Raw genomic sequence first — 22,836 nt, forward strand, 5'->3', positions numbered from 1 at the left:
CCCTTTCAAGTCTCAACGGCCATCCGGTAAGCACGTCATGTCAAGGCATATGCGTTTTCGATGCATCGTTACAGCGACGCTGCTGCTTGGCACGCTGCCCCCTCCGCTGACAGCCCAGGCCAGCCAGCTTCCGGCACTGGGTGATGCCGGCGCAAGCTACAGCAGCCAGGAAGAGTTTCGACTTGGCAGGGCCTGGCTGCGCGAATTTCGCGGCCACGTCGGTCAGTGGCGCGACCCCATCACCCAGAATTACGTCGAATCGCTGGTGGCGCGGCTGGTACCCAACAGCCAGCTGAGCGATGTCTCCCCCATCGTCACGCTGGTATCGAGTCGCACACTCAACGCCTTTGCCGTACCGGGCGGCGTGATCGGTCTGAATACAGGTCTTTTCCTGTGGGCCCCCGATGAGGACGCTTTCGCCTCGGTACTGGCACACGAAATGGGCCATCTGTCACAGCACCACTTCGCCCGCGAAATGGCACGCAGCGAGCGTGCCCAGCTGCCCACCATGGCGGCCATGCTGGCCGGACTGCTGGTCGCCGCCGGCGGTGGCGGCAATCTGGGCGTGGCGACCATGGCCGGCACGCAGGCCGCCGCCATGCAGAGCCAGTTGAGCTATTCAAGACGCTATGAACAGGAAGCCGACCGGGTGGGCCTGCAGGCCATGGCGCGCTCCGGCATGGATCCGATGGCCATGCCGCGCATGTTTGCGACCATGCAGCGACTCTCGAGCATGCAGGGCAATACGCCGCCCGAGTTTTTGCTGACCCACCCCATGACCCAGTCGCGACTGAGCAACACCACCAGCCTGGCCCAGCAGTATCAGACCGGCAACCATGGCGACTCGGGTCCCGAGTACGATCTGACCCGGGCCCGTGCCATGCTGGCCATGAACATGAGCGATCCCGCCTCCGTGCGTATTCGCCTTGAGCAGGATCACGCCCATCCGATCGCCCTGCGCTATCTGGACGCGCTCAACGACAGCATCAATCAGCGTACCGATCAGGCGCTGGCGACGTTTGATCAGCTCGCCCGCGAGGCTCCCGACATCCTGATGCTGCCGGCCAGCGCCGCCGATGCCGCGCTGGATGCCGGCCGCCGCGAGGAGGCCGTTCGTCGCTGTGAGCGTATTCTACGCCTGACGCCCGACTACTATCCGGCTCGGATTATCCAGGCCGAGGCGCAGCTGGGCATCAATCCGAGCACGGCGTTTAGAAGCCTCAGGACCCTGAGCGAAACGCACGCCGAGGATCCGGACCTCTGGAATCTGCTCAGCGAGGCTGCCGGACGCAGCAATCGCGAGGACTGGGGCCATCTGGCGCTGGCCGAACAGCTTCAGCTCAAGGGAGACATCGAGGGCGGCCTGCAGCAGCTCGACATGGCCGAAAAAGCGTCACAGCGAAGCGGCGACTATGCCCTGACCAGTCGCATCCGGGAGCGCCGCCAGGATTTCAGTCAGTACCAGCAGACGCTGGAGAAGTTTCGCTAGACCGGCCACCTTTCAGGACAGGCCATTTTTCGGGACAGCCCCACGCAAAAACGCCTCATCCCGGATAAGGATGAGGCGTTTTCAGAACTGGTGGGTCGTGTAGGATTCGAACCTACGACCAATTGGTTAAAAGCCAACTGCTCTACCACTGAGCTAACGACCCGAAAACAGGGCACTTGATAAAGGCCGGAGACAAAAACGGCAGCAGATGGTGGGTCGTGTAGGATTCGAACCTACGACCAATTGGTTAAAAGCCAACTGCTCTACCACTGAGCTAACGACCCGACAATTCTGCCGGCAATCAAAAACCTGCCGTATTGTCTGTCGAGATGGTGGGTCGTGTAGGATTCGAACCTACGACCAATTGGTTAAAAGCCAACTGCTCTACCACTGAGCTAACGACCCGCTCGACGGGCGCAAATACTACTTTGAAAGCATTTGCGATGCAAGCATCCATTGCACACTCAGGGCGTTAACGACGCCCGCTGCCCTTTCGCCCCTGAGGCGTGCCTGCTTTTCCCTTCTGATGATCACCACGACGCTCCTGCCCCTTTCCCCCCTTGCCGGACGAGCGGCGGTTGCCATTCGGCGCCGTGGAGCTCCAGCTGTCGCGGTCGCGACGCTTTTCATTGCGACGCTCATGGGCAGTCAGGGGGCGCGCCTCTTCACTGTCGCGCTCCGAGCGCTGCTGGCCACCCTCCTGCGTGGCATGGCGAGCTGATTCCGGCGTTCTGACGCCGCGTACCGGGCGACGCTTGTTCTTGTCGCGATTCCAGCGGTTTTTCTCGTCGGGTGTCAGCGCCGGCACCTTGCGCTTTTCAAGCCCGGCCAGCTCGGAGAGATCGTCCACTTCCTGCTGGGTCAGCTCGGTCCATTCACCGGCACGCGCGCGCTTGTCCAGAAACACGCTGCCGTAGCGTACGCGCTTGAGCCGGCTGACCGTCAGGCCCTGGGATTCCCACAGCCTGCGCACTTCCCGGTTGCGCCCTTCCATGATGACGACGTGGAACCAGGTGTTGATTCCCTCGCCGCCAAATTCCTGCACATCGGTAAAGCGCGCCGGACCGTCTTCCAGCATCACGCCGTCAACCATGGCGCGCACATGCGCCATGGTCACCTCGCCCATCACTCGCACGGCGTATTCGCGCTCGATCTGCATCGACGGGTGCATCAGGCGATTGGCCAGCTCGCCATCGGTGGTGAATAGCAGCAGGCCGCTGGTGTTGATGTCCAGTCGGCCGATGGCAATCCAGCGCTCGCCGGACAGACGCGGCAAATGCTCGAATACCGTGCGTCGACCTTCCGGATCCCGGCGCGTGCAGAGCTCGCCTTCCGGCTTGTTATACATGATGACGCGACGCGACGAGGCCTGACTCGAGGTCAGGGTGACGGGACGGCCATCGAAGGTGACGCGATCCTCTTCCGAGACGCGATCCCCCAGTCCTGCCGGCGCATTGTTGACGGTCACGCGTCCGGCGCCGATGGCGGCCTCCATTTCGCGTCGCGATCCCAGCCCGGCACGGGCCAGTACTTTTTGCAGCTTTTCGGTATTCATCAGCGAAGTCTCAATCTTCAGGGTCACTGGTGTGTGTCGATCTCTCATCGAGCCCAGTATCCGGGCGATCACGATCGGTTTTATCGCGCAGCCGCTCGGCCAGTCGCTGGCCGATCTCATCAAGACTCGGACTCTGACGGGAAGGCGTCGGTGCCTCGATCGACGAGTGTTGGGACAGCAGGCGTTCACCCGCGGGCGAATCGCTCACCGCCTCCTCCGTATTACCGCTGCCGTCATCGACAGCGTCTTCATTGGGCATGCTGCCCTCATCAGGGCGCACATCTTCAGCGTTTCCGCCATCGCCTTCCGACGCTACGAGGGCATCAGGCGTTGCTGAATGAGGCGCTGGCGTGAGCTGTTCGAGCCAGTCGACGGTCTCACCCTCCTTCACGGCGCTGATCGGCGGCAGCTCGTCCAGCGTGCGCAGGCCGAAATCATCCAGAAAGCCTCGAGTGGTGGCATAGACCGCTGGCCGGCCGGGCACATCACGATGGCCGGCCACCCGCACCCAGCCGCGCTCGATCAGGGTACGCATGATCGAGGCGCTGACCGAGACCCCGCGCACCTCTTCGATGTCGGGCCGGGTCACGGGTTGACGATAGGCGATCAGGGCCAGCGTCTCCAGCAGCGCCCTTGAATAGCGCTGCGGGCGCTCGTCCCACAATCGCGACACCCAGGGCGAGAGCTCATCGCGCACGCGCAGACGAAACCCCGAGGCGGTCTCCTCAAGCATCAGGGCACTGTGCTCCAGTCGCGCCTCGAGCGTGGTCAGCGCGTCCCGCAATATTCGGCGCCCGGGGTGCTCGTGGTCATCAAATACCGCTTCCAGCCGTTCAAGCGTCAGCGGCTCACCGGCGGCCAGCAGCACGCCCTCGAGAATACGATCCAGCGGCAGCGTCATGCACCACCTGCCGAGTCATCCACTTCAAAGGGCTGCTCGAGGGTGTCTTCCTCATCATCCTGCGACGGTGATTTACCACGAACATGAATGGGCGATAGCGGCGCGTTCTGTACGATTTCGATCAATCGCTCCTTGCTCAGTTCCAGAATGGCCATAAAGGTGACCACCACCCCTGCACGGCCCTCCTCTGGTTCAAACAGGTCTTCAAAGGGAGTGAACTGCGCATCACTGATGCGCTCGAGAATGGCCATCATTCGTTCCCGGGTCGAAAGCACCTCGCGGGTAATCTGGTGCTCCTTTTTGAAATCGACCCGCTGCATCAAAGCGGACAGCGCCCCCAGCAGCTCCGAGAGTTCAACGTCCGGGTGCTGCACGCGCGGCTCGAGCACCGGCAGCCCTGCCTCGGCCTGATACCAGTCCCGTCCCTGGCGCGGCAGTTCATCGATATTCTGTGCCGCCAGCTTGATCTGCTCGTACTCCTGCAGGCGCCGCACCAGCGCCGCCGTCGGGTCCTCCTCGTCGTCATCGTCCTCCGAGCGGGGCGGACGAGGCAGCAGCGTGCGGGACTTGATTTCGGCCAGCATCGCGGCCATCAGCAGATACTCGGCGGCCAGGTCGATTCCGCTGGCCTTCATGAGCTCCACGTACTCGATGTACTGATGGGTCACGGCCGCCACATTGATGCCCAGAATATCGAGATTCTGACGTCGGATCAGATACAGCAGCAGATCCAGCGGACCCTCGAAGGTCTCCAGAAAGACACGCAGCGCCTCCGGAGGAATGTAGAGATCCTCCGGCATGTCATGCAGCGGCTCGCCGCCGACCATGACGGCCGAAGCAACCTCGGGGTTCGGGCTGTCAAAATCACCGGATTGGGTCATGGAAGGCGACGCGAAGGCTCAGGCAAAACGGGATATCGCGCCAGTTTATCAGGGTGGCCCGCTTCAGGCATCCGCGTCCTGATGTGTTGCGGCATTCGGATGCGCCTGCCTGCGGGTGCGGGCAAAGCGGCGATAGGCAAAGGGTTCATCACGCCCGGCCTCTTCCAGCGTCAGCGTCTGGATCTCCTCATGCCAGGGCGAGTGCTGACAGACCGGGTCCATCTGGCGCGCATCGCCGGTCATCATCAGCGCCTGACAGCGACAGCCGCCGTGATCGATGTCGAGACGCTCACAGCTCTGGCACGTCTCGGGCAGAAAATCGGTGCCGCGAAAGGCGTTGAAGGCCGGCGAGTGATACCAGATGTCGGCGAGCCCGTGCTCTCGCACGCTCCAGAATTCAAGCCCCGGGATGGTCTGTGCCGCATGACACGGCAGCCCCAGCCCGGAGGGGGTAATGTTGATCGTCTGGCGTCCCCAGCCGTTCATGCAGGGCTTGGGGCCGCGCGCGTAGTAATCCGGCACCACCGAGTCGATGGCCAGCCGTCCCTTGAGCCGTTGTTGAGCGGCCTCGACCGTTCTCAGCGCCGTCATTACCTCGGCCCGCTTCGGCATCAGCGCCCCACGGTTATGCAGCGCCCAGCCGTAGTACTGGGCATGCGCCAGCTCCAGACGTTCGGCACCCAGTTCCAGCGCCAGATCGATGAAGGCCTCGATCTGATGAATATTGGCGCGATGAATGACAACGTTGATGGTCAGCGGCAGCCCTCGTTTTCGAACCTCTCCGGCAAAGGCACACTTTTTCTCGAAGGCACCTCGCAGGGCCGACACGTGCTCGGTAACCGCAGCATCGGCCCCCTGAAAGGAGAGCTGCACATGATCAAGCCCGGCGTCATCCAGTGCCGCCAATCGCTCGGGCGTGATGCTGACCCCAGCGGTAATCAGATTGGAATAGAGCCCTTCCCGGGCGCAGGTCTCGACCAGTTCCACCAGATCCGGCCGAGCTGCCGGCTCGCCCCCGGAAAGATGCACCTGCAATACGCCCACCTCGGCAGCCTCGCGCAGCACACGCTGCCAGCCGACGGTATCAAGCTCGTCACTGCGACGCTCCAGCTCGACAGGGTTGGAGCAGTAGGGACACTGCAGCGGACAGCGATGGGTCAGCTCGGCCAGAAGCCCCATGGGCGGCGCGATACCGGCTCCGGCCGTGGTCATGTCATTCACGAGGTGACCTCCAGTACGCCCCGATCGATCAGGGCGTGAAAAAGCGCCAGCACATCATGACGAATCCGGCCTCGCTCGGCGTCGAAATCGGCGGCCAGCGCATCGACGATCCGCGACACGGATCGCTCACCATCCACGCGGCTCATGATCGCATGCGCGATCTCATCGAGCTGAAAGATACGCTCCGGTGCCAGCAGTACCCAGCCGCCGCGTGCGGCGTCATGACGCATGCGCACACCCCGGGGCAGACGCACTACGGCATGATCGTTGAGACCCTCACTCAAGGCGCGGCCCCCTCGATCAGACCATATTCGCCGTCCCAGGCGCCCGGCGGGCGATGGCCCTCGATGTAGGCGTGCTGCAGCGCGTCCAGCATCGTCCAGAGCACATCGCACTTGAACACCAGTGCTTCCAGTACAGCCTGCTGCTGATCGGCGCGCCGAGCGTGCTCGCGCACATAGGCCAGCGCCCGCTCGGCGTCGTGGGGCGCCTGGGTCAGACGCGGACGGAAATACGCCAGCGTTTCCTCGGCGACGAAGTCATAGTGCTCAAGCATGCCCGATACCCGGGTGCCGATGACCTTTGGCGAGAACAGCTCGGTCAGAGAGGACGCTACCGCCTCAAGCAGGGTGCGATCGCGCACGAAATGGGTATAGGCCTCGACCGCAAAGCGGGTGGCCGGCAGGATGAAGCGGGTCGAGCGCACCATGTCGCGCTCAAGGCCCAGCCCATCGGTCAGCTTCAACCAGCGCTCGATGCCGCCGTCACCGGGGGCCTCGCCGTCATGATCCACCAGTCGGCTTCGCCATTCGCGCCGCCAGTCCGGATCATCAAGACGCGCCATCAGGGTGGCATCCTTGATGGGAATCATTGCCTGATAGTAATAGCGGTTGAGCGCCCAGGCCCGTACCTGACAGCGATCGAGCTCGCCGCCCTGCAGCGCCAGCTGGAACGGATGGCGATGGTGATAGCGCGCCTCGCCGATCTCGCGCAGGCGCGCTTCCAGCGCCTCGGCACTCATCGGTTCAGTCACGTTGCTCAGGGGCGCATCCAGAGAACTCAAGGCGTGATCTCCATGCCGTCAAAGGCAATCTCCCAACCGGCACTGTCGGCCTCGCGCCGCTCGGCGCTGTCCTCGATCAGTACGGGGTTGGTGTTGTTGATGTGAATGAAAATGCGCCGCTTGATGCCGACCTCTGCCAGCGCCGCCATGCTGCCATCAACCCCGGACATCGACATGTGCCCCATGCGCCGGCCGGTTTTTTGACCGACGCCAGCCCGGACCATTTCGTCATCGCGCCACAGAGTGCCGTCAAACAGCAGCGCCGCGGCGCCTTCCAACCGGGCCGCCAGGCGCGGTGTCACGGTAGCGCAGCCGGGAATGTAATAAAGCCGTCGGCCATCGACGTCGAACTCGATGCCTACAGTGGACTCACCCTCGGCGCCGATATCTACCTGATCGCCTTCCAGATAGAGCGCGGTCTTGCCGGGCACGGCAAAGACCGTGGCAGCAAGGCCCGGCAGCAGCTCGATGCGGCTGTCGAGCGCCACGTCGCATCGCTCGACGCAGTCAGGCGCGAGGACGTTGAAAATCGGGTTGTCGCGCAGCACGCCATGAATCTCCGGCGTGGCATGAAGTCGAAACGGTGAGCGTTCGCGCAGGCTCAGAAGGCCCGCCACGTGGTCCACATCACCGTTGGTGACCAGAATCGACTGAATCGGGGTATGACGGTCATCGCGACCGGGCTGAAGCGCCGGCTCACGCTGCAGCTGGTGCAATACTTCAGGGGCACAGTTGATCAGTGCCCAGCGTTCACCGTCGATGGAGACGGCGATCGAGGACTGGGTGCGCGGTACAACGCGCTGAGGTTCGGTGCGGGCCAGCCGGCAGACGCGACAGCGGCAGTTCCATTGAGGCAGGCCGCCACCGGCGGCCGACCCCAGTACGCGAACGCGCAGGCGTCGCGCACCTGATGCATCACTCTTCAATGTCGATTTCGATATCGGCAGGCAGATAGACACTGGCTTCCATACCAGCGCTGATTTCCTTGACTTCGGGTGCAGACCAGCTCATGAAAGACTCCTTGATCACGGGTGGATCATGTCGGGGGATGGCGCTGTCAAACGACAACGATACTTATTCTAACAGAATAGCCACGGGTCACACGGCCTCTTCAGGTTCCCTCGGCGCTGTCGGCACGTCGATAGCGCCCTTCGTAGTCGAAAAGGCGCTCGCGCACCTGCCAGTAGCGCCCCACCTTGCGACCGACCACGAAATCCGGATGACGCAGCCGCTGGCGTGAGGCGATCACGTCCTCGATCGTGGTCGGCTGCCAGTCGCTGCCCGGCGCGCGCAGATGCGCCTTGAGCCAGGTCTGATAAAAAGCCTTTCGCTGAGCAGGCGTTTCCAGCGCATACCACTCCGAGAGCGTCGCGCCGTCCTCATCCACATAGGTGACCTTCAAACGGGCCAGACCGCGTCCGTTGGCGCTTTCCTCCAGCATCATGCCGCTGACCCGCAGTACCCGGGCATCCTTGAGCTTTAACGCATCGCGCAGCTTGTCATCGGCATCGATCAGCTGCGCCTGACAGTGGCGACAGCGTCGGGCCGCGATGTCATTCTGCGCGCCGCACTGCTCGCAGACCTTGTAGCGAAAGCGAAAGTCACACTGCGCCTGCTCGCCGCCCTCGCTGTCGACCAGCCCCTGACAGCGCCGGCCGAAGTGCTCGATCACCAGCTCGCCGTCACGCTTGCCCCAGAAGATGTTGGCAAAGCCGCACTCGGGGCATTCGACCTGTACCGGCTCACTGTCGCTATCAGGGCGCGGCGCATCGATTTCGGGCCCATAAAGCTCCCAGGGGTTGCCGGCGTAATCCAGTACCAGACATTCGGTCTTGCCGGGCGACAGGCGCAGCCCTCGCCCGACGATCTGCTGGTAGAGTCCCACCGACTCGGTCGGGCGCAGAATCGCGATCAGATCGACATGCGGCGCGTCAAAGCCGGTCGTCAGCACCGCCACGTTAACCAGGTATTTGAGCTGGCGCGCCTTGAAGGCCTCGATCAGGCGCTCGCGCTCCTGCCCGGCGGTCGTGCCGGTCACCAGTGCGGCCTGATCCCCGGGCAGATAGCCCATGATCTCCTCGGCGTGCGCCACGGTGGCGGCAAAGATCATCACGCCCTGACGGTCACGGGCGTGCATCATGACGTCCTCGATGATCACGGGTGTCGCCCGGTGGCCGCTGACCACGCGGTTGATATCGGACTCGGCGTACTGACCGCCGGCGCGCGGGGTCAGCTGTGAAAAGTCATAGCGCGCCACCGCAGCATCGATGCGTCGGGGCTCGGCCAGATAGCCCTGCCTGACCATGACCCGCAGGGGCTGCTCGAACACGCAGTCACGGAAAAAGGCGGTCTCCGCGCCGCGCACCATGCCGTGATAGTGACGATGGTAGATGAACCCCTGCCCCAGCCGGTAAGGGGTGGCCGTCAGTCCCAGCACCTTGAGATCCGGCCGGGCCGCCCGCAGATGATCAATGACACGCTGATAGCTGCCAGGCGGCTGCCGACGTTTGTCCGACGTGCTGTCATCCACCATGGGCGCTACGCGATGACATTCGTCGATGACCAGCAGCGTGAACTGACCGTCATCAAACGCGTCAAGCGCATTGATCACGGACTGTACCGAGCCAAAGACCACCTGACGCTGCGCATCGCGTCGCCCGAGCCCGGCACTGAAAATATCGGCGCGAAGCCCATAGGCCTCGTACTTGGCGTGGTTTTGTGCCACCAGCTCACGCACGTGGGCCAGCACGAGCACCCGGCCACGGGCGATGCGTGCCAGCTCGGCAATCACCAGACTCTTGCCGCTGCCGGTGGGCAGTACCACCACCGCCGGATCATGGCTCTGGCGGAAATGGCCGACGACGCGCTCGACGGCTTCCTGCTGATAGGGGCGCAGCTGCGGGGGTGTCGTTAAAGACGCGGACATGACCTTATACTGATCCTTGAGTGCCTGAACCGGCTGGACATTTAAAACCCGTCACCCATGGTGACAGAAGAGGCGCACAATGCAGGCCAACACACAGATCGAGCACTACATTGAAAGCCTGGGCGCCATGGAGTTCCAGATCGAAGCGATCGATACCCATGCGGCGCGCATCACGCTCGACAATCTGGAGTTCATACTGGTCGTGGCCGAGGATGAGCCGGCCTTTTTTCAGCTGATGCTGCCCGGTGTCTGGCAGGCGGATGCTGCCACCGACCGTGCCCAGCTGCTCGATATTGGCAATGACGTCATGAACGCTATCAAGGCGGCCAAGGTCGTCATTCATGGTGAAGCCGTTCATGTCAGTGTGGAGCAGTTTGTAGAAGGCCCCGACCAGGGCGCCGCACTGGTACCGGGACTTCTGGAATTGCTGCGAAGCGCGGTTGCAGAGTTTCACGAGCGCATGGGCATGGGTCCGGCGCCCCGAGTGCACTGACGCCGCAGGCGCCGGTGCCATTTTGAAATATTCAACGCTGCAGGAGAGTCACAATGAGTGCGATCGATAAAGGCTTCGTCGTTCTGGCCGAATTCAAGGTCAGGGAAGGCCAGCGCGATGCGTTTCTGGCGCTGGCCTACAATGACGCCAACGAGTCGCTGGCCAATGAAAGCGGCTGCCATCAGTTTGATGTGCTGGTCCCCGAAGAGAACGGCAACACCGTCGTGTTTCACGAGGTCTACACCGACCGCGCCGCCTTTGAAAAGCACACGACCATGCCGCACTACCAGCCCTTCAAGGACGGCACAGCGCCGCTGCTGGAAGAGGCCCCCAAAGTACGCTTTTTCCATCCGGCCGCGCGCCCGCAGAACTGATCGCACTGCGGCCATCCCGGTCGTCGCCATACTGGCTGTCACAACACTGAAAGGGGCCTCCCATGGAAGCCCCTTTTTTATGGCTGACGAATGACGGACACCTGTGGCGGCGTTTGACCTCAGCCCACCCACTTTCTGGCATTGCGGAACATGCGCATCCAGCCGCCGGCCTCGCGCCACTCCTGCGGCTGCCAGGAGTTGGTGACCGCTCGCGCCACGCGCTCGGGATGCGGCATCATGATGGTCACGCGGCCGTCACTGCTGGTCAGACCGGTGATGCCGGAGGGCGACCCATTGGGGTTGGCCGGATAGCCGGTGGTCACCTCGCCGAAGTTATCAACGTAGCGCAGCGCGACCGTACCGCTGGCCTGCGCCTGGCGCAGGTGGCTGGCATCACCAAACTGCGCCTGCCCTTCCCCGTGCGCCACCGCAATCGGCATGCGCGAGCCGGCCATGTCGCCCAGAAACAGCGATGGCGTGGACTCCACGCGTACCATCGAGACGCGCGCCTCGTACTGTTCGGAGAGGTTGCGCACAAACCGCGGCCAGTGATCGGCCCCCGGAATCAGCGATTTGAGCCGGGAGAGCATCTGACAACCGTTGCACACGCCAAGGGCGAAGGTATCCTCGCGCTCGAAGAAGCGGGCAAACTGCTCGCGGCCGCGCTCGCTGAAAAGAATAGATTTCGCCCAGCCACCGCCGGCGCCCAGTACGTCGCCATAGGAGAAGCCGCCGCAGGCCGCTGCACCCTGGAAGTCGGCCAGCTCCACGCGCCCTTCCAGAATGTCCGACATGTGAACGTCGATCGCCTCAAAACCGGCGTTGGTGAAATTCCACGCCATCTCGAGCTGGCCGTTGACGCCCTGCTCTCGCAGAATCGCCACTCGCGGAGCCGTGCCCTTGTTGATAAAGGGGGCGGCGACATCGTCATCGACGTCATAGCTCAGGCTGGCGTGCAGTCCGGGATTACGGGTCTCGTCGAGCGCGTCGAACTCCTGGCGGGCGCAGTCCGGATTGTCCCGGCGCGCCTGCAGTCGATAGCTGGTCTCCGCCCAGGTGCGGATGGCGTGAACGCGCGTGGTCTCGATCAGCGTACTGTCGTAAAGCGTTGCCGAGAAGCGATCATCCCGCGTCGGTGACCCGATGCGATGAACGCAATCGCCCAGCCCGCTCTCCGCGAGCACGACCAGTACGGTATCGATGTCGTTTTGAGCCACCTGAATGACCGCCCCCGGCTCTTCGGCAAAGAGCGCGGCAGTCGCCTCATGCGCGTCGCGCACCAGCTCATCGAGGGTGAGCGCCAGGCCGCAGTGGCCGGCGAAGGCCATTTCAGCCACCGTGGTCAAAAGCCCGCCGTCACTGCGGTCGTGATAGGCCAGCAGCCGGCCGTCACGATTGAGACGCTGAATGGCGTTAAAAAAGTTGACCAGATCTTCCGGCGCGTCCAGATCCGGCGCGTGAGCGCCCAGCTGCCCGTAGACCTGCGCCAGCGCCGAGCCGCCCAGGCGGTTTTTGCCACGGCCAAGATCGATCAGCACGAGCTCGGAGGCCTCATTCGGATCCAGCTGCGGTGTCAGGGTCTTCAGGGTATCGCTGACCGGGGCAAAGGCCGACACGATCATCGACAGCGGCGCCGTAACAGCCTTGTCGCGCTCGCCGTCGTGCCAGGCGGTGCGCATCGACATCGAGTCCTTGCCCACCGGAATGGCGATACCCAGCGCCGGGCACAGTTCCATACCGACCGCGTGCACCGCATCAAACAGGGCCTGGTTTTCACCTTCGTGATCGGCAGCGCTCATCCAGTTGGCGGAGAGCTTGATATCGCCCAGCGCCTCGATGGGCGACGCAGCGATATTGGTAATCGCCTCGGTGACGGCCAGACGCGCCGAAGCGGCCGACGAAATCAGGGCGGTGGGCGTACGCTCGCCCATCGACATGGCCTCACCGACATGGGTGTCAAAAGCCGCCGTGGTGACGGCGCAGTCCGCCACCGGCACCTGCCAGGGGCCGACCATCTGATCACGCACGCTCATGCCGCCCACGGTGCGATCGCCGATGGTGATCAGAAAGCTCTTGGACGCCACCGCCGGCAGCTGCAGTACCCGGTCCATGGCCTCGTTGAGATCCAGATTGTCGAGCATCAGAAGCGGCTGGGTAATCTCGCGACGCTCGAAACTGCGCTGCATCTTCGGCGGCTTGCCAAACAACACGCTCATGGGCAGATCGATGGGACGGCTTTCAAAGTGCTCGTCGACCACCGTGATCTCGTGCGCCTCGGTCGCCTCACCTACCACGGCAAACGGACAGCGCTCTCGGGCGCAAAGCGATTCAAACTGTTCGATCGCCTCCGGCGCCACCGCCAGCACATAGCGCTCCTGCGCCTCGTTGCACCAGATTTCCAGCGGCGTCATGCCCGGCTCGGCGCTGGGCACGTCGCGCAGGCTGAACCGCCCGCCGCGACCGCCATCCTTGACCAGCTCCGGCAGCGCGTTGGAGAGACCACCGGCACCGACGTCGTGGATGAAGCTGATCGGGTTGTCTTCTCCCAGCGCGATACAGCGATCGATGACTTCCTGGGCACGGCGCTCCATTTCGGCGTTGTCGCGCTGTACCGAGGCAAAATCCAGTGCGTCGCTGGTGCTGCCGGAGGCCACTGAGGAGGCAGCGCCACCACCCAGCCCGATCAGCATGGCCGGTCCGCCCATGACGATCAGCTTCGCCCCGACGGCAATCTCACCCTTGAGCACGTGCTCATCGCGCACGTTACCGTAGCCACCGGCGAGCATGATCGGCTTGTGGTAGCCGCGGCGCTCGACGCCCGCCGGGCCGACCACATCGTGCTCATAGGTCCGGAAATAGCCGTTGAGCGCCGGACGGCCAAACTCGTTGTTGAACGCCGCCGCGCCGATCGGCGCCTCGATCATGATGTCGAGCGCGCTCTTGATACGCTCTGGCTTGCCGTAATCGAACGCTTCCCACGGCTGCAAAAGCTCCGGGATGCGCAGGTTGGAGACGGTAAAGCCGGTCAGGCCGGCCTTGGGCTTGCCCCCGCGGCCGGTCGCGCCTTCATCACGAATCTCGCCACCGGCGCCGGTGGCAGCCCCGGGGTAGGGCGCAATGGCGGTCGGGTGATTGTGCGTTTCGACCTTCATCAGGATGTGAATCGGCTCCTGATGGGACACAAAGCGAAAATCGCGACTGTCGGCCAGAAAGCGCCCGGCCTCGTGGCCACGAATGATGGCGGCGTTATCGCTATAGGCGGACAGCACGTTGTCCGGCGAGCACTGATGGGTATTGCGAATCATGCCGAACAGCGAGTGCGTCTGCGCCTGGCCGTCGATGCGCCAGTCGGCATTGAAGATCTTGTGGCGGCAGTGCTCGGAATTGGCCTGGGCGAACATCATCAGTTCGACATCGCTGGGATTTCGGCCAAGGCCGGTGAAGGACTCGACCAGATAATCGATTTCGTCCTCGGCCAGCGCCAGTCCGAGTGTGGCGTTGGCCTCTACCAGCGCCGCACGTCCACCTCCCAGAATATCCACGTGGCTTTCCGGCGCCGCCGTATGCTGCTCGAAGAGCTTTGCGGCGTCGCTTGAATCAAACAGTACCGTTTGCGTCATGCGATCGGCCAGAACCTGTCGAATCGCTTCGGCCTCGTCTCTGCTCGGCAGTGAATCGGTCTCAACAAACCAGGCCACACCCGCCTCGATGCGGCGCACCTGATCAAGCCCGCAGTTATGGGCAATATCGGTGGCCTTGGAGGACCAGGGCGAGACGGTACCAAAGCGCGGCACGACCAGATAGAGCGCACCTGCCGGTGCCGAGGCTGCCTTCTCGTCGGCTTCAAGCAGCGCGCAAAGGCGCTCGGTGACGCCGGGCGCCGGGGTCTGCTCGATGTCTACAAAATAGCGATGCATCGCATGCACGCCTGTCACGCCCGGCATCGCCTCGCGCAGACGAGCCAGCAGACGGGCATGACGGAAGGAAGAAAGGGCACTCTGGCCGTGCAGTTCGAGCATGACGAATGAAGCCTCTACTGACTGACAGGAAATAAGGTGGTATGCGGGAACGCCATCGTCGGGATGTCGCAGCCCCCGGGTGGAAACAGCGCCAGGCGGCGAGGGCGTCATCATACTGGAAAGCGACTCGCGTGGCGAAGGCTGGTCGTTGCACAGAACCATGGGCGCGCCATCAGTCAAAAGGCTGAGGCTATCGTGCAGTTAAGGGCCATCGACTAGCCGGGGCGGGCTGCCATCGGTATCTTGTGCCCTCCTTTCAAACGGTCGTTTTTTTCCATGCGCAGGCATTTTCTACGCACAACCCGAAGAGTTGCGGGGCTGGTGGCAGCGCTTTTGCTGCTGCTGACGCCTGCCCGCGCGATCTCGACGTGGTCGGATGCGCTGATGCCGGATGCCATGACTTCCCACACAACGCTTGCCGATATCCAGCAGCGTGATTTCCTGACCATTGCCACACGTAATACGCCGGCCACCTTTTACGAAGGCCGTCAGGGGCCGACCGGCTTCGAATTCGAGCTTTTCCGCCGTTTTGCCGATGAGCTGGGGGTCAGTATTGCCGTGGAAGATGATCACCACATCAACGGTGTACTCGACCAGGTGGCCAAAGGCCGCTCCGATCTTGGCGCCGCCGGACTGGTGCTGGACCAAAAGCGGCCCGGGGTCACCTACTCAAGGCCGATCATGTCGATGCAGCCCATGGTGGCGTATCGGCGCGGCGCAGCTAGACCCGAGACCATCGAGGATCTCGACGGGCTGGATATCGGCACGGTCGCCGGCGCCGGCACCAGTCAGGTGCTGCACGACCTGCAAAAGACCCATCCGTCACTGACCTGGCGCGAAAGCCCCGACATTGAAACCACGGACCTGCTGAAAATGGTCAACGATGGGGAACTTGATGCCGCGGTGGTCTATGCTCACGAGTTCAAGCTGAACCGTCTGTTCTTTCCCGGTGTGGCCAGCGCACTGACCATCGGTGACCCCGTCACTCTGGCATGGGCCTTCCCTGCCGGGACCGACCCCACCCTGGTGGAGCGTGCCAATGCCTTTATCGATGATATGCGACACTCCGGCGATCTGACACTATTGACCCAGCAGTACTTCGGGCATGAGGACTACCTCGAGTATGTGGGAGCACGGCGCTTTATCGCGCAGGCACAGACGCATCTGAACCAGTGGCTGCCTCACTTCAAGCGCGCGGCCGCACAGACCGGGCTGGACTGGAAACTGCTGGCGGCGGTGGGCTATCAGGAGTCCCACTGGCAGCCGGACGCCGTCTCGCCCACGGGCGTCAAGGGGCTGATGATGATGACCCGTAACACCGCACGTCACATGGATGTGGCCGACCGCGAGGATCCCCTGCAGAGCATCGACGGCGGCGCCCGCTATCTGCGCTATCTTCATGAGCGCATCCCTGACGGTGTCGCCGAGCCGGACAGAACCTGGATGACGCTGGCGGCCTACAACCTGGGGCTGGGCCATCTCTATGATGCACGCCGACTGGCAAAACTGCAGGGTCATGATCCGGACCAGTGGTCCTCGATCAGAAAGGTGCTGCCGCTTTTGCAGGAAAGCAGTTGGTACACCCGGGTGGAACACGGCTTCGCACGTGGTAATGTAGCGGCGCTTTATGTGCGCAATATCAAGCGCTATGAAGAGATTCTTGACTGGGTCGAGCGCAGCCAGTACCAGTTTTCATCGCTTGCTCGTGCCACCGCCAGCAATACGCCCACTCCTGTATTCGAGACCGTACCGCCCGTTCCATGAGAGCCCTTTTCGCCCGCCATGGTGACCTGCTGCTGACCCTGCTTGCCCTGCCCTGTGTCGTGGCGGGGTGGTGGCTGACGCGCCCGCAGGAGCACCTGCTGCTGGCCATGACCGCCATGGTGGTTCTGCCACGCCTGGCCATGCACGTGGCCGACAAGTGGCATCCTCATTTTCTCAAGCCCGTGGCCATGGCCATGGCCACTATCGCCCTGATCCCCCTGCTGTCACTGCTGGGCTCGTTCATCCTGCCCGACACCCTTGTGGATTACGGGCAGTGGTCGGCGCTGTTCAATCACTGGCTCGACCGGGTGCCCTTTTACTCCCTGCGCCCGTCCATTCTGATCATTCTGGCGCTGCTGTTTCTGCTGCTGCTTTCACTTCTCCCCTCGCGCTCGGGCGGTGTCGCGCCCATTGCCCTTGCCATGGCCGCCACGCTGACCGTGATGCATCTGATCGAGCAGCACTGGTTTCGCTCGCTGCATGAGGTATCGCTGTCAACGCCGACCATACTGATCATCTTCCTGCTGCTGGCCTCCGAGGCCATAGCGCAGTGGCCGCAGCGGCGCATGGAGGCCGTTGGCGTGGCACTGGCCGCCTCGATGACCGTCATGGTGGTGCTGCTGATACTCTGGCATTACCACAACGACCAGAACATCCGCGAGGTCAACAAGGTCGCCCGCACCCGCGTCGATGCCCTGAGCGAACGACTGGGCCAGGAAATCAACGTCAGTGACCAAGCCATGCAGCGCTTTGCCCTGAGCTGGGATTCGGCCGGCGGCCTGCCTTCCAGCCGAGCCTGGACGCACCGCGCCCGGCGGCTTGCCGAACATTTCGGCTACATGGAGACCATCGCCTACATCGATCGTCAGGGCCCCCGTATTCGCCATGCCTTTCCTCTGCAGAGCAATCAGCCGCTGCTGGGGCATCATGTACTCTCGAGCGAGGATGATCAGGCACTGCCCGGCGTCCTGCAGGGCCGCGCCAGCGCGACCGGCATGGTCAACCTGACCAACGGCGGACGTGGGGTCATCTTCTATCAGCCCGTTCGCGATCTCGATAGCGCCGCCGTTCGGGGCGCCGCCGCCTTTGTGATCGATCCGGCACGCCTTTTTGCCACGCTCGACAACACGCGCGACGGCGGCAACTTCCGGGTGCGGGTCATGCAGGACGGCGACACGATCTACAGCTCCAAGACCCCTAAGAATCTGAGCATGCTGGAGCACTGCAATATCCTGCAGCTGGGCCAGAGCAATTTCACGCTCTGCGCCGAGGCCAGCTACGCCCGACTCTTTGACGACCGCTCCAAGCTGCCGGCCATCGTGTTGCTCACCGGGCTGATCTTTACCTGGATGCTGTATCTGCTGATGTATTTCCATCACCGCCTGCGCCGTCGCCACAATGGCATCAAGGATGCCAACTATCGCCTGCGCGGCGAGGTGGAAAAGCGCATCGCCCTGCAGCAGGAAGTGGAGTGGCTGGCGCAGCATGACGAACTCACCGGCCTGCCCAATCGACGCTATTTCAGCCAGTGGTTCGGACGTCTGGATGCCTCAGGGTTCAGAACGGTCATTCTGCTGGACATCGATCACTTCAAGCAGATCAACGACAGAATGGGTCACCCCACGGGCGATGAATATCTGCAGCGCGTGGCCCACCGCCTGCAGGAGATCGTGACCGCTGGCGGCGGACTGCTGGCCCGCTTTGGTGGTGAGGAGTTCATCGCCTGTCTGCCGGAGATGCCCCCCGAAAGGGCGGCCGATATCGGCGAACAGCTACGCCGCGGCATTGAAGGTCTGGCCCTGCCAAGACATGACTCAAACACTACGGTGACCATCAGCGCCGGTCTGATCAGCACCCGCCGCGCCAGCGATACCCTGATGGCGCTGATCGAAATCGCCGATCAGGCGCTCTATCGCGCCAAGCTGGCCGGGCGCAATCGTGTCGAGGTGGCCGGCGCCATGGATACCGGCACCAGCGGGCGTCAGGACGACTGACGCCGCTGCTCGAAAAAACGCTTCAAAAGCCGCCTAGCCGGCGCTGCCAGCACCCCCGATGTGACCACCACGTCATGATTGTGCCAGGGCTGGGCAAACAGGTTGGCCTTCGACTCCGCCATGCCGGTTCGAGGCTCCGGCGCACCGTAGACGACCCGCGCGATCCGGGCGTGAATGATGGCGCCGGTGCACATCAGACAGGGCTCAACGGTGACGTACAGCGTGCAGCCGGTCAGGCGGTAGTTGCCGGTGCGCTCGCCGGCGTTGCGCAGCGCCTGCACCTCGGCATGCGCCGTCGGATCGTGTCGTCCGACCGGCGTATTGAACCCTTCGCCGACAATCTCGCCTTCGGCGTTGACCACCACTGCCCCGACCGGCACCTCTCCGGCGGCCATCGCCAGATGCGCCTGATCCAGCGCCCGGTGCATGTAGAATTCGTCGCTGTGCATGACTTGCTTCCATCAGGTGAGGATCCGTGACGCCCGAATGGCCCTGCGCAATGATATAAAAAAACCGGCGCCTCGTGGCGCCGGTTGGTGATCAGCCGGGTCAACGGCGAGCCGTTTGATCAGGCAGCACGGCCTTCCTTGAGCGAGGCCATGTCGATGACGAAACGATACTTGACGTCACCCTTTTCCATCCGCTCGTAGGCTTCGTTGATCTGATCAATGTTGATCATTTCAACGTCACAGGTAATGCCATGCTCGGCACAGAAATCCAGCAGCTCCTGAGTTTCCGGAATGCCCCCGATCAGGGAACCGGCCAGAACACGACGCTTGAAAACAAGGTTGAAGGCTGCCACCGGCGGCTCGATCGGATCGAGCAGTCCCACCATGATATGGGTGCCGTCATAGGTCAATGCATTGAGATACGGGTTGATATCATGTTGAACCGGTACGGTATCAAGCATGAAATCGAACTGCCCGGCCACGGCTTCCATCTGCGACTCATCCGTTGAAATCACGACATGATCCGCGCCCTGCTTTTTCGCTTCCGCAACCTTGGACTCGGAACGCGTGAAGATGGTGACTTCAGCACCCAGTGCCTTGGCCAGCTTGACGCCCATGTGGCCCAGACCGCCCATGCCGATCACGCCAACCTTGTGACCTGCCTTGACGCCGTAATGCTTCAGCGGAGAAAAAGTCGTGATGCCGGCACACAGAATGGGCGCCGCAGATTTGAGGTCGATGCCGTCCGGCATGCGGACCACAAAACGCTCGCTGACCACGATGGAATCGGAATAGCCCCCATAGGTCATTGAGCCATCCTGACGATCCGGCGCGCCATAGGTCGGTGTAAATCCTTCCAGACAGTACTGTTCCAGCCCATCATCGCAGGCGGCACAGTGGTGGCAGGAATCGACCATGCAGCCGACACCGACAAGATCGCCAACCTGGTATTGCGAGACATCACTCCCGACACCAGTGACACGCCCCACAATCTCATGGCCCGGTACGACAGGAAAGGTCGTCATGCCCCAGTCATTGCGCGCGAAATGCAGATCGCTGTGGCATACGCCGCAATAGAGGATTTCGATGGCAACATCGTCGGGGCGTGGCGCGCGACGTTCAAAGTTCCAGGGCTCAAGGGGTGTTTCGGCGCTATGGGCAGCGTAGCCCCTGGCGGGTGTCGACATGCAGACGTCTCCTGTGCGTAATGCGTCAAGACAGGAATCCGCCACTGTGGCGGGTTCCCTGAAGTGCACTCAGTCTGATGTCAAACGCACCATCGCGCCATACACGGTTCTGTTCCATGCTTGCCTATTCCTGCACGACAAAACGTTACAGGGTATCAATAAGCCCTCATTCCATGCACAATTCACCAGAATCAACGACTGCCCCTGAGCGTCGCCACCCATGACGGACTTCCCTGCCCCATGTCTGATGCCATGCTTCAATTCCCCAGTGATGTCGCCCCTGATCTTCTTCATCGGCGCCTGTGTGATCTGATCACGCCACTGGTCGATCGGGACGGCTATCTTCCTACTGCCCTTGAAGGCGTCAAACTGATGGCGCTTCACGGCAGCCACCAGCGCACGCCGCTGGTCTATGAGCCCGGCCTGATCATCATTGCCCAGGGGGGGAAAACGGGCTATCTGGGCACGCGTACCATCCACTACGGCGCCGGCCACTATCTGGTACAGGCCATGCCGGTGCCCTTTGAGTGCGAAACGCAGGCCACGCCTGAGGCGCCCCTGCTGGGGGTATTCATCAGTATCGACATGATCATGCTGGGCGAGCTGGCTCAGGTCGTGCCGGGAGCGTTGAACCCGCAGGAGGCACCGGAACTCATGGCCGCAGAGACCCTGACCGCCGCCATGGGGCACAGCGTCATGCATCTGCTGGAGTGTCTGTACGATGAGACCATGTGTCGCGCGCTGGGCCACCAGCGCATTCGGGAAGTACTGTTCGAGGCACTCCGGGGGCCGCAGGGGGAATCACTGCGACAGCTTCTGCAGCAGAATCAGTATGGTCGCATCGGCCATGCCCTCGAGACGCTGCATCGCGACTACGCACAGCCGCTGTCCGTCGAGACGCTGGCCGACAAGGTCAACATGAGCGCCTCGGCCTTTCATCATCACTTCAAGCGCCTGACGCACCTGTCTCCCCTGCAGTATCAAAAGCGCATTCGCCTTTTAAAGGCACGCGCCCTGATTGCGGCCCGGACCCACAACGTCAGCAGTGCGGCCAGCGCCGTGGGCTATCAGAGCCCGTCGCAGTTCAGCCGCGAGTACAAGCGCTACTTCGGCCATCAGCCGGCAGGCGATCAATATCCGGCGCACCAGCACATCAACTGACGCGGCGATCAACCGGCCATGCGCACCAGCTCGGCCTCCTTGCAACGCATGAAGGGCGCATTGATGAAGGCGCCGAAGGGCAGAAAGGCTGCCAGAATCATGCGGGCAATATCAGACCCGCTCCAGCCGCCCATGGACACCACTCGAAAGACCACCGACAGATAGAGCAGAAAGGCCACGCCGTGAATGGGCCCCATGATGGAGACCGCCAGCGCAATCCCCGCCACATGCTTGAGCGGCACGGCCACCACGATCAGCAGTAACAGCGTGGTGCCTTCCAGAATCGACACCAGCCGCAGTCGTTTCATTCGGGTATGGATCAGCTCGGGGGTATTCAATGGCAGCTCTCTTTCATCAGTAAACGTTAAAACGACATCGTGGCGCTACTTTGACATCGTGGCGTTACTGTAATGAACGACAGGGCTGCGGCGCCAGCCGGGATTGCTACCGGAGGCCCGGCATCACAGCTCGACACCATCTGTTCGCGCATCATCACGACACAGCGCATAGACAGCGTGATCATGAACGACACCGTTGACACTCTCGGCGCGAGTAATCACTCCTTCAAGCGTGGCGCCCAGTCGCTCGCAGACGGCCCGGCTTCGAAGGTTGCCGGTGGCCGCCGAGATCTGCACCTTTTCAAGCCCGTAGTGGTCAAAGGCCAGCCGCGTCATTGCCTGACAGGCGCGCGTCATCAGACCCTGCCCCTGCCATCGCTCTCCCAGCCAGTATCCCAGACTGACCCGGCCGGTGGCCGGCATGATCTCGTTGAAACTCACGGTGCCCACCAGCCGCGGTCGCCCCTGCTGATGATATTGAATTCCGCAGATCAGGCGCCGACCCTCGGCGTGATCAATCAGCGACTGCCGAATGAAACCGTCACTGTCAGCCGGAGACGTCGTGTGTACCACCCAGCCCAGCCACTGGCTCAGATGGGCCCGGTTCTCATCCACCAGCCGAAAGAGTTCAGGCGCCATGTGGGGGTGAAGCAGCGAGAGAGAGAGCGTCTCGTCGATCGGGTGAGAAAACATGTCGGCTCCTTTCCGGTAGCGTTTTATCAGCGATATCGCTCCCACTATATGCGCAGGACCGAATAAAGACAGCCCCCGCCTACCGGGCGTCCCCCTGAAGTGGCAGAAGTGGCAGAAGTGGCAGCTACCGGTGGTTCGGGCATATCGTCGGATATTCCTGCGTTTTGATTCCCGCCCCTGATGCTCAGGACGAACGCCTTTTACCATCTTTTATGGTCCAGAGATCGACCCTCACCATGACGCCACCTTCAGGTGATTGCCGACTTGCGCCAGCGCCACTGAAGCAGACTTTAACGCAGGCGACAGGTTCCGAGGCCGCCGAATGCCC

General features: G+C 62.5%; 18 protein-coding genes, 3 tRNA genes and 1 pseudogene. 6 read left to right on the plus strand and 16 right to left on the minus strand.

Annotated elements, in window-relative coordinates:
• The first annotated feature begins 37 nt into the window (after nucleotides 1-37).
• Nucleotides 38-1,489 carry a M48 family metalloprotease gene (locus tag BM079_RS09985; protein ID WP_090133574.1) on the plus strand — a complete coding sequence of 484 codons (1,452 nt, stop codon included), beginning with the start codon at nucleotides 38-40 and terminating at the stop codon, nucleotides 1,487-1,489.
• A gap of 88 nt (nucleotides 1,490-1,577) precedes the next feature.
• On the opposite strand, the gene BM079_RS09990 is transcribed toward BM079_RS09985, so the two are convergent.
• The 11 genes and pseudogenes from BM079_RS09990 to BM079_RS10045 all read right to left on the minus strand — a co-directional run bounded on the left by BM079_RS09990 (nucleotide 1,578) and on the right by BM079_RS10045 (nucleotide 10,036).
• A tRNA-Lys gene (locus BM079_RS09990) sits at nucleotides 1,578-1,652 on the minus strand.
• 46 nt (nucleotides 1,653-1,698) lie between these two features.
• Nucleotides 1,699-1,773: transfer RNA gene (locus BM079_RS09995), tRNA-Lys, on the minus strand.
• Between the two features lie 46 nt (nucleotides 1,774-1,819).
• A tRNA-Lys gene (locus BM079_RS10000) sits at nucleotides 1,820-1,894 on the minus strand.
• Between the two features lie 313 nt (nucleotides 1,895-2,207).
• A pseudogene (gene rluB / locus BM079_RS10005) lies at nucleotides 2,208-3,044 on the minus strand (23S rRNA pseudouridine(2605) synthase RluB); the annotation flags it as partial.
• 10 nt (nucleotides 3,045-3,054) lie between these two features.
• Nucleotides 3,055-3,945 carry an SMC-Scp complex subunit ScpB gene (scpB, locus tag BM079_RS10010; protein WP_090133577.1) on the minus strand — a complete coding sequence of 297 codons (891 nt, stop codon included), beginning with the start codon at nucleotides 3,943-3,945 and terminating at the stop codon, nucleotides 3,055-3,057.
• Nucleotides 3,942-4,826, minus strand: coding sequence for a segregation and condensation protein A (locus BM079_RS10015; protein WP_090133579.1), 885 nt, complete (start codon nucleotides 4,824-4,826; stop codon nucleotides 3,942-3,944). The genes scpB and BM079_RS10015 overlap by 4 nt, the downstream gene beginning before the upstream one ends.
• Before the next feature lie 63 nt (nucleotides 4,827-4,889).
• Nucleotides 4,890-6,038 (minus strand): pyrroloquinoline quinone biosynthesis protein PqqE, encoded by a 1,149-nt coding sequence (gene pqqE / locus BM079_RS10020; protein ID WP_090134220.1) that lies wholly within the window; start codon nucleotides 6,036-6,038, stop codon nucleotides 4,890-4,892.
• Between the two features lie 5 nt (nucleotides 6,039-6,043).
• Nucleotides 6,044-6,331: a pyrroloquinoline quinone biosynthesis peptide chaperone PqqD gene (pqqD, locus tag BM079_RS10025; protein ID WP_090133581.1), complete on the minus strand. Its 288-nt coding sequence runs from the start codon at nucleotides 6,329-6,331 to the stop codon at nucleotides 6,044-6,046.
• Nucleotides 6,328-7,110 (minus strand): pyrroloquinoline-quinone synthase PqqC, encoded by a 783-nt coding sequence (pqqC, locus tag BM079_RS10030; protein ID WP_245742955.1) that lies wholly within the window; start codon nucleotides 7,108-7,110, stop codon nucleotides 6,328-6,330. Before pqqC ends, pqqD begins: the two co-directional genes overlap by 4 nt.
• Nucleotides 7,107-8,036, minus strand: coding sequence for a pyrroloquinoline quinone biosynthesis protein PqqB (gene pqqB, locus BM079_RS10035; protein WP_245742957.1), 930 nt, complete (start codon nucleotides 8,034-8,036; stop codon nucleotides 7,107-7,109). Before pqqB ends, pqqC begins: the two co-directional genes overlap by 4 nt.
• Nucleotides 8,037-8,221: 185 nt before the next feature.
• Nucleotides 8,222-10,036, minus strand: coding sequence for a DEAD/DEAH box helicase (locus tag BM079_RS10045; protein WP_090133585.1), 1,815 nt, complete (start codon nucleotides 10,034-10,036; stop codon nucleotides 8,222-8,224).
• 79 nt (nucleotides 10,037-10,115) lie between these two features.
• On the opposite strand from BM079_RS10045, the gene BM079_RS10050 reads away from it, so the two are divergent.
• Together BM079_RS10050 and BM079_RS10055 are read left to right on the plus strand one after the other, a co-directional pair.
• Nucleotides 10,116-10,529, plus strand: a complete 414-nt coding sequence (locus BM079_RS10050; protein WP_090133587.1) for a hypothetical protein — start codon at nucleotides 10,116-10,118, stop codon at nucleotides 10,527-10,529.
• 53 nt (nucleotides 10,530-10,582) lie between these two features.
• Nucleotides 10,583-10,903 (plus strand): putative quinol monooxygenase, encoded by a 321-nt coding sequence (locus BM079_RS10055; protein WP_090133589.1) that lies wholly within the window; start codon nucleotides 10,583-10,585, stop codon nucleotides 10,901-10,903.
• Between the two features lie 119 nt (nucleotides 10,904-11,022).
• On the opposite strand, the gene purL is transcribed toward BM079_RS10055, so the two are convergent.
• Entirely contained in the window at nucleotides 11,023-14,922 is a 3,900-nt protein-coding gene (gene purL, locus BM079_RS10060) for a phosphoribosylformylglycinamidine synthase (protein ID WP_090133591.1), read from the minus strand.
• 276 nt (nucleotides 14,923-15,198) lie between these two features.
• Here purL and mltF point away from each other — a divergent pair, with 276 nt between their 5' ends.
• Both mltF and BM079_RS10070 read left to right on the plus strand, forming a co-directional pair.
• Nucleotides 15,199-16,686, plus strand: coding sequence for a membrane-bound lytic murein transglycosylase MltF (gene mltF / locus BM079_RS10065; protein ID WP_175489665.1), 1,488 nt, complete (start codon nucleotides 15,199-15,201; stop codon nucleotides 16,684-16,686).
• A complete protein-coding gene (locus tag BM079_RS10070) occupies nucleotides 16,683-18,680 on the plus strand; it encodes a sensor domain-containing diguanylate cyclase (protein WP_090133593.1) in 1,998 nt (665 codons plus the stop codon). The genes mltF and BM079_RS10070 overlap by 4 nt, the downstream gene beginning before the upstream one ends.
• On the opposite strand, the gene tadA is transcribed toward BM079_RS10070, so the two are convergent.
• A complete protein-coding gene (gene tadA, locus BM079_RS10075; RefSeq protein WP_090133596.1) occupies nucleotides 18,668-19,129 on the minus strand; it encodes a tRNA adenosine(34) deaminase TadA in 462 nt (153 codons plus the stop codon). The genes BM079_RS10070 and tadA overlap by 13 nt on opposite strands.
• Nucleotides 19,130-19,248: 119 nt before the next feature.
• The gene (locus BM079_RS10080) at nucleotides 19,249-20,316 is read right to left on the minus strand and encodes an NAD(P)-dependent alcohol dehydrogenase (RefSeq protein ID WP_090133599.1); all 1,068 of its coding nucleotides are present in this window, start codon (nucleotides 20,314-20,316) and stop codon (nucleotides 19,249-19,251) included.
• A gap of 240 nt (nucleotides 20,317-20,556) precedes the next feature.
• On the opposite strand from BM079_RS10080, the gene BM079_RS10085 reads away from it, so the two are divergent.
• Nucleotides 20,557-21,477, plus strand: a complete 921-nt coding sequence (locus BM079_RS10085) for an AraC family transcriptional regulator (RefSeq protein WP_217639673.1) — start codon at nucleotides 20,557-20,559, stop codon at nucleotides 21,475-21,477.
• A gap of 8 nt (nucleotides 21,478-21,485) precedes the next feature.
• Here the strand turns inward: BM079_RS10085 and BM079_RS10090 are convergent, their stop codons facing one another.
• Both BM079_RS10090 and BM079_RS10095 read right to left on the minus strand, forming a co-directional pair.
• Complete coding sequence (locus BM079_RS10090) at nucleotides 21,486-21,815, minus strand: DUF3817 domain-containing protein (protein ID WP_245742959.1); 330 nt, start codon at nucleotides 21,813-21,815, stop codon at nucleotides 21,486-21,488.
• A gap of 123 nt (nucleotides 21,816-21,938) precedes the next feature.
• Entirely contained in the window at nucleotides 21,939-22,508 is a 570-nt protein-coding gene (locus BM079_RS10095) for a GNAT family N-acetyltransferase (RefSeq protein WP_090133601.1), read from the minus strand.
• Nucleotides 22,509-22,836 lie beyond the last annotated feature (328 nt).

It is taken from the genome of Kushneria avicenniae (genome assembly GCF_900112585.1).
Classification (GTDB): Bacteria; Pseudomonadota; Gammaproteobacteria; order Pseudomonadales; family Halomonadaceae; genus Kushneria; species Kushneria avicenniae.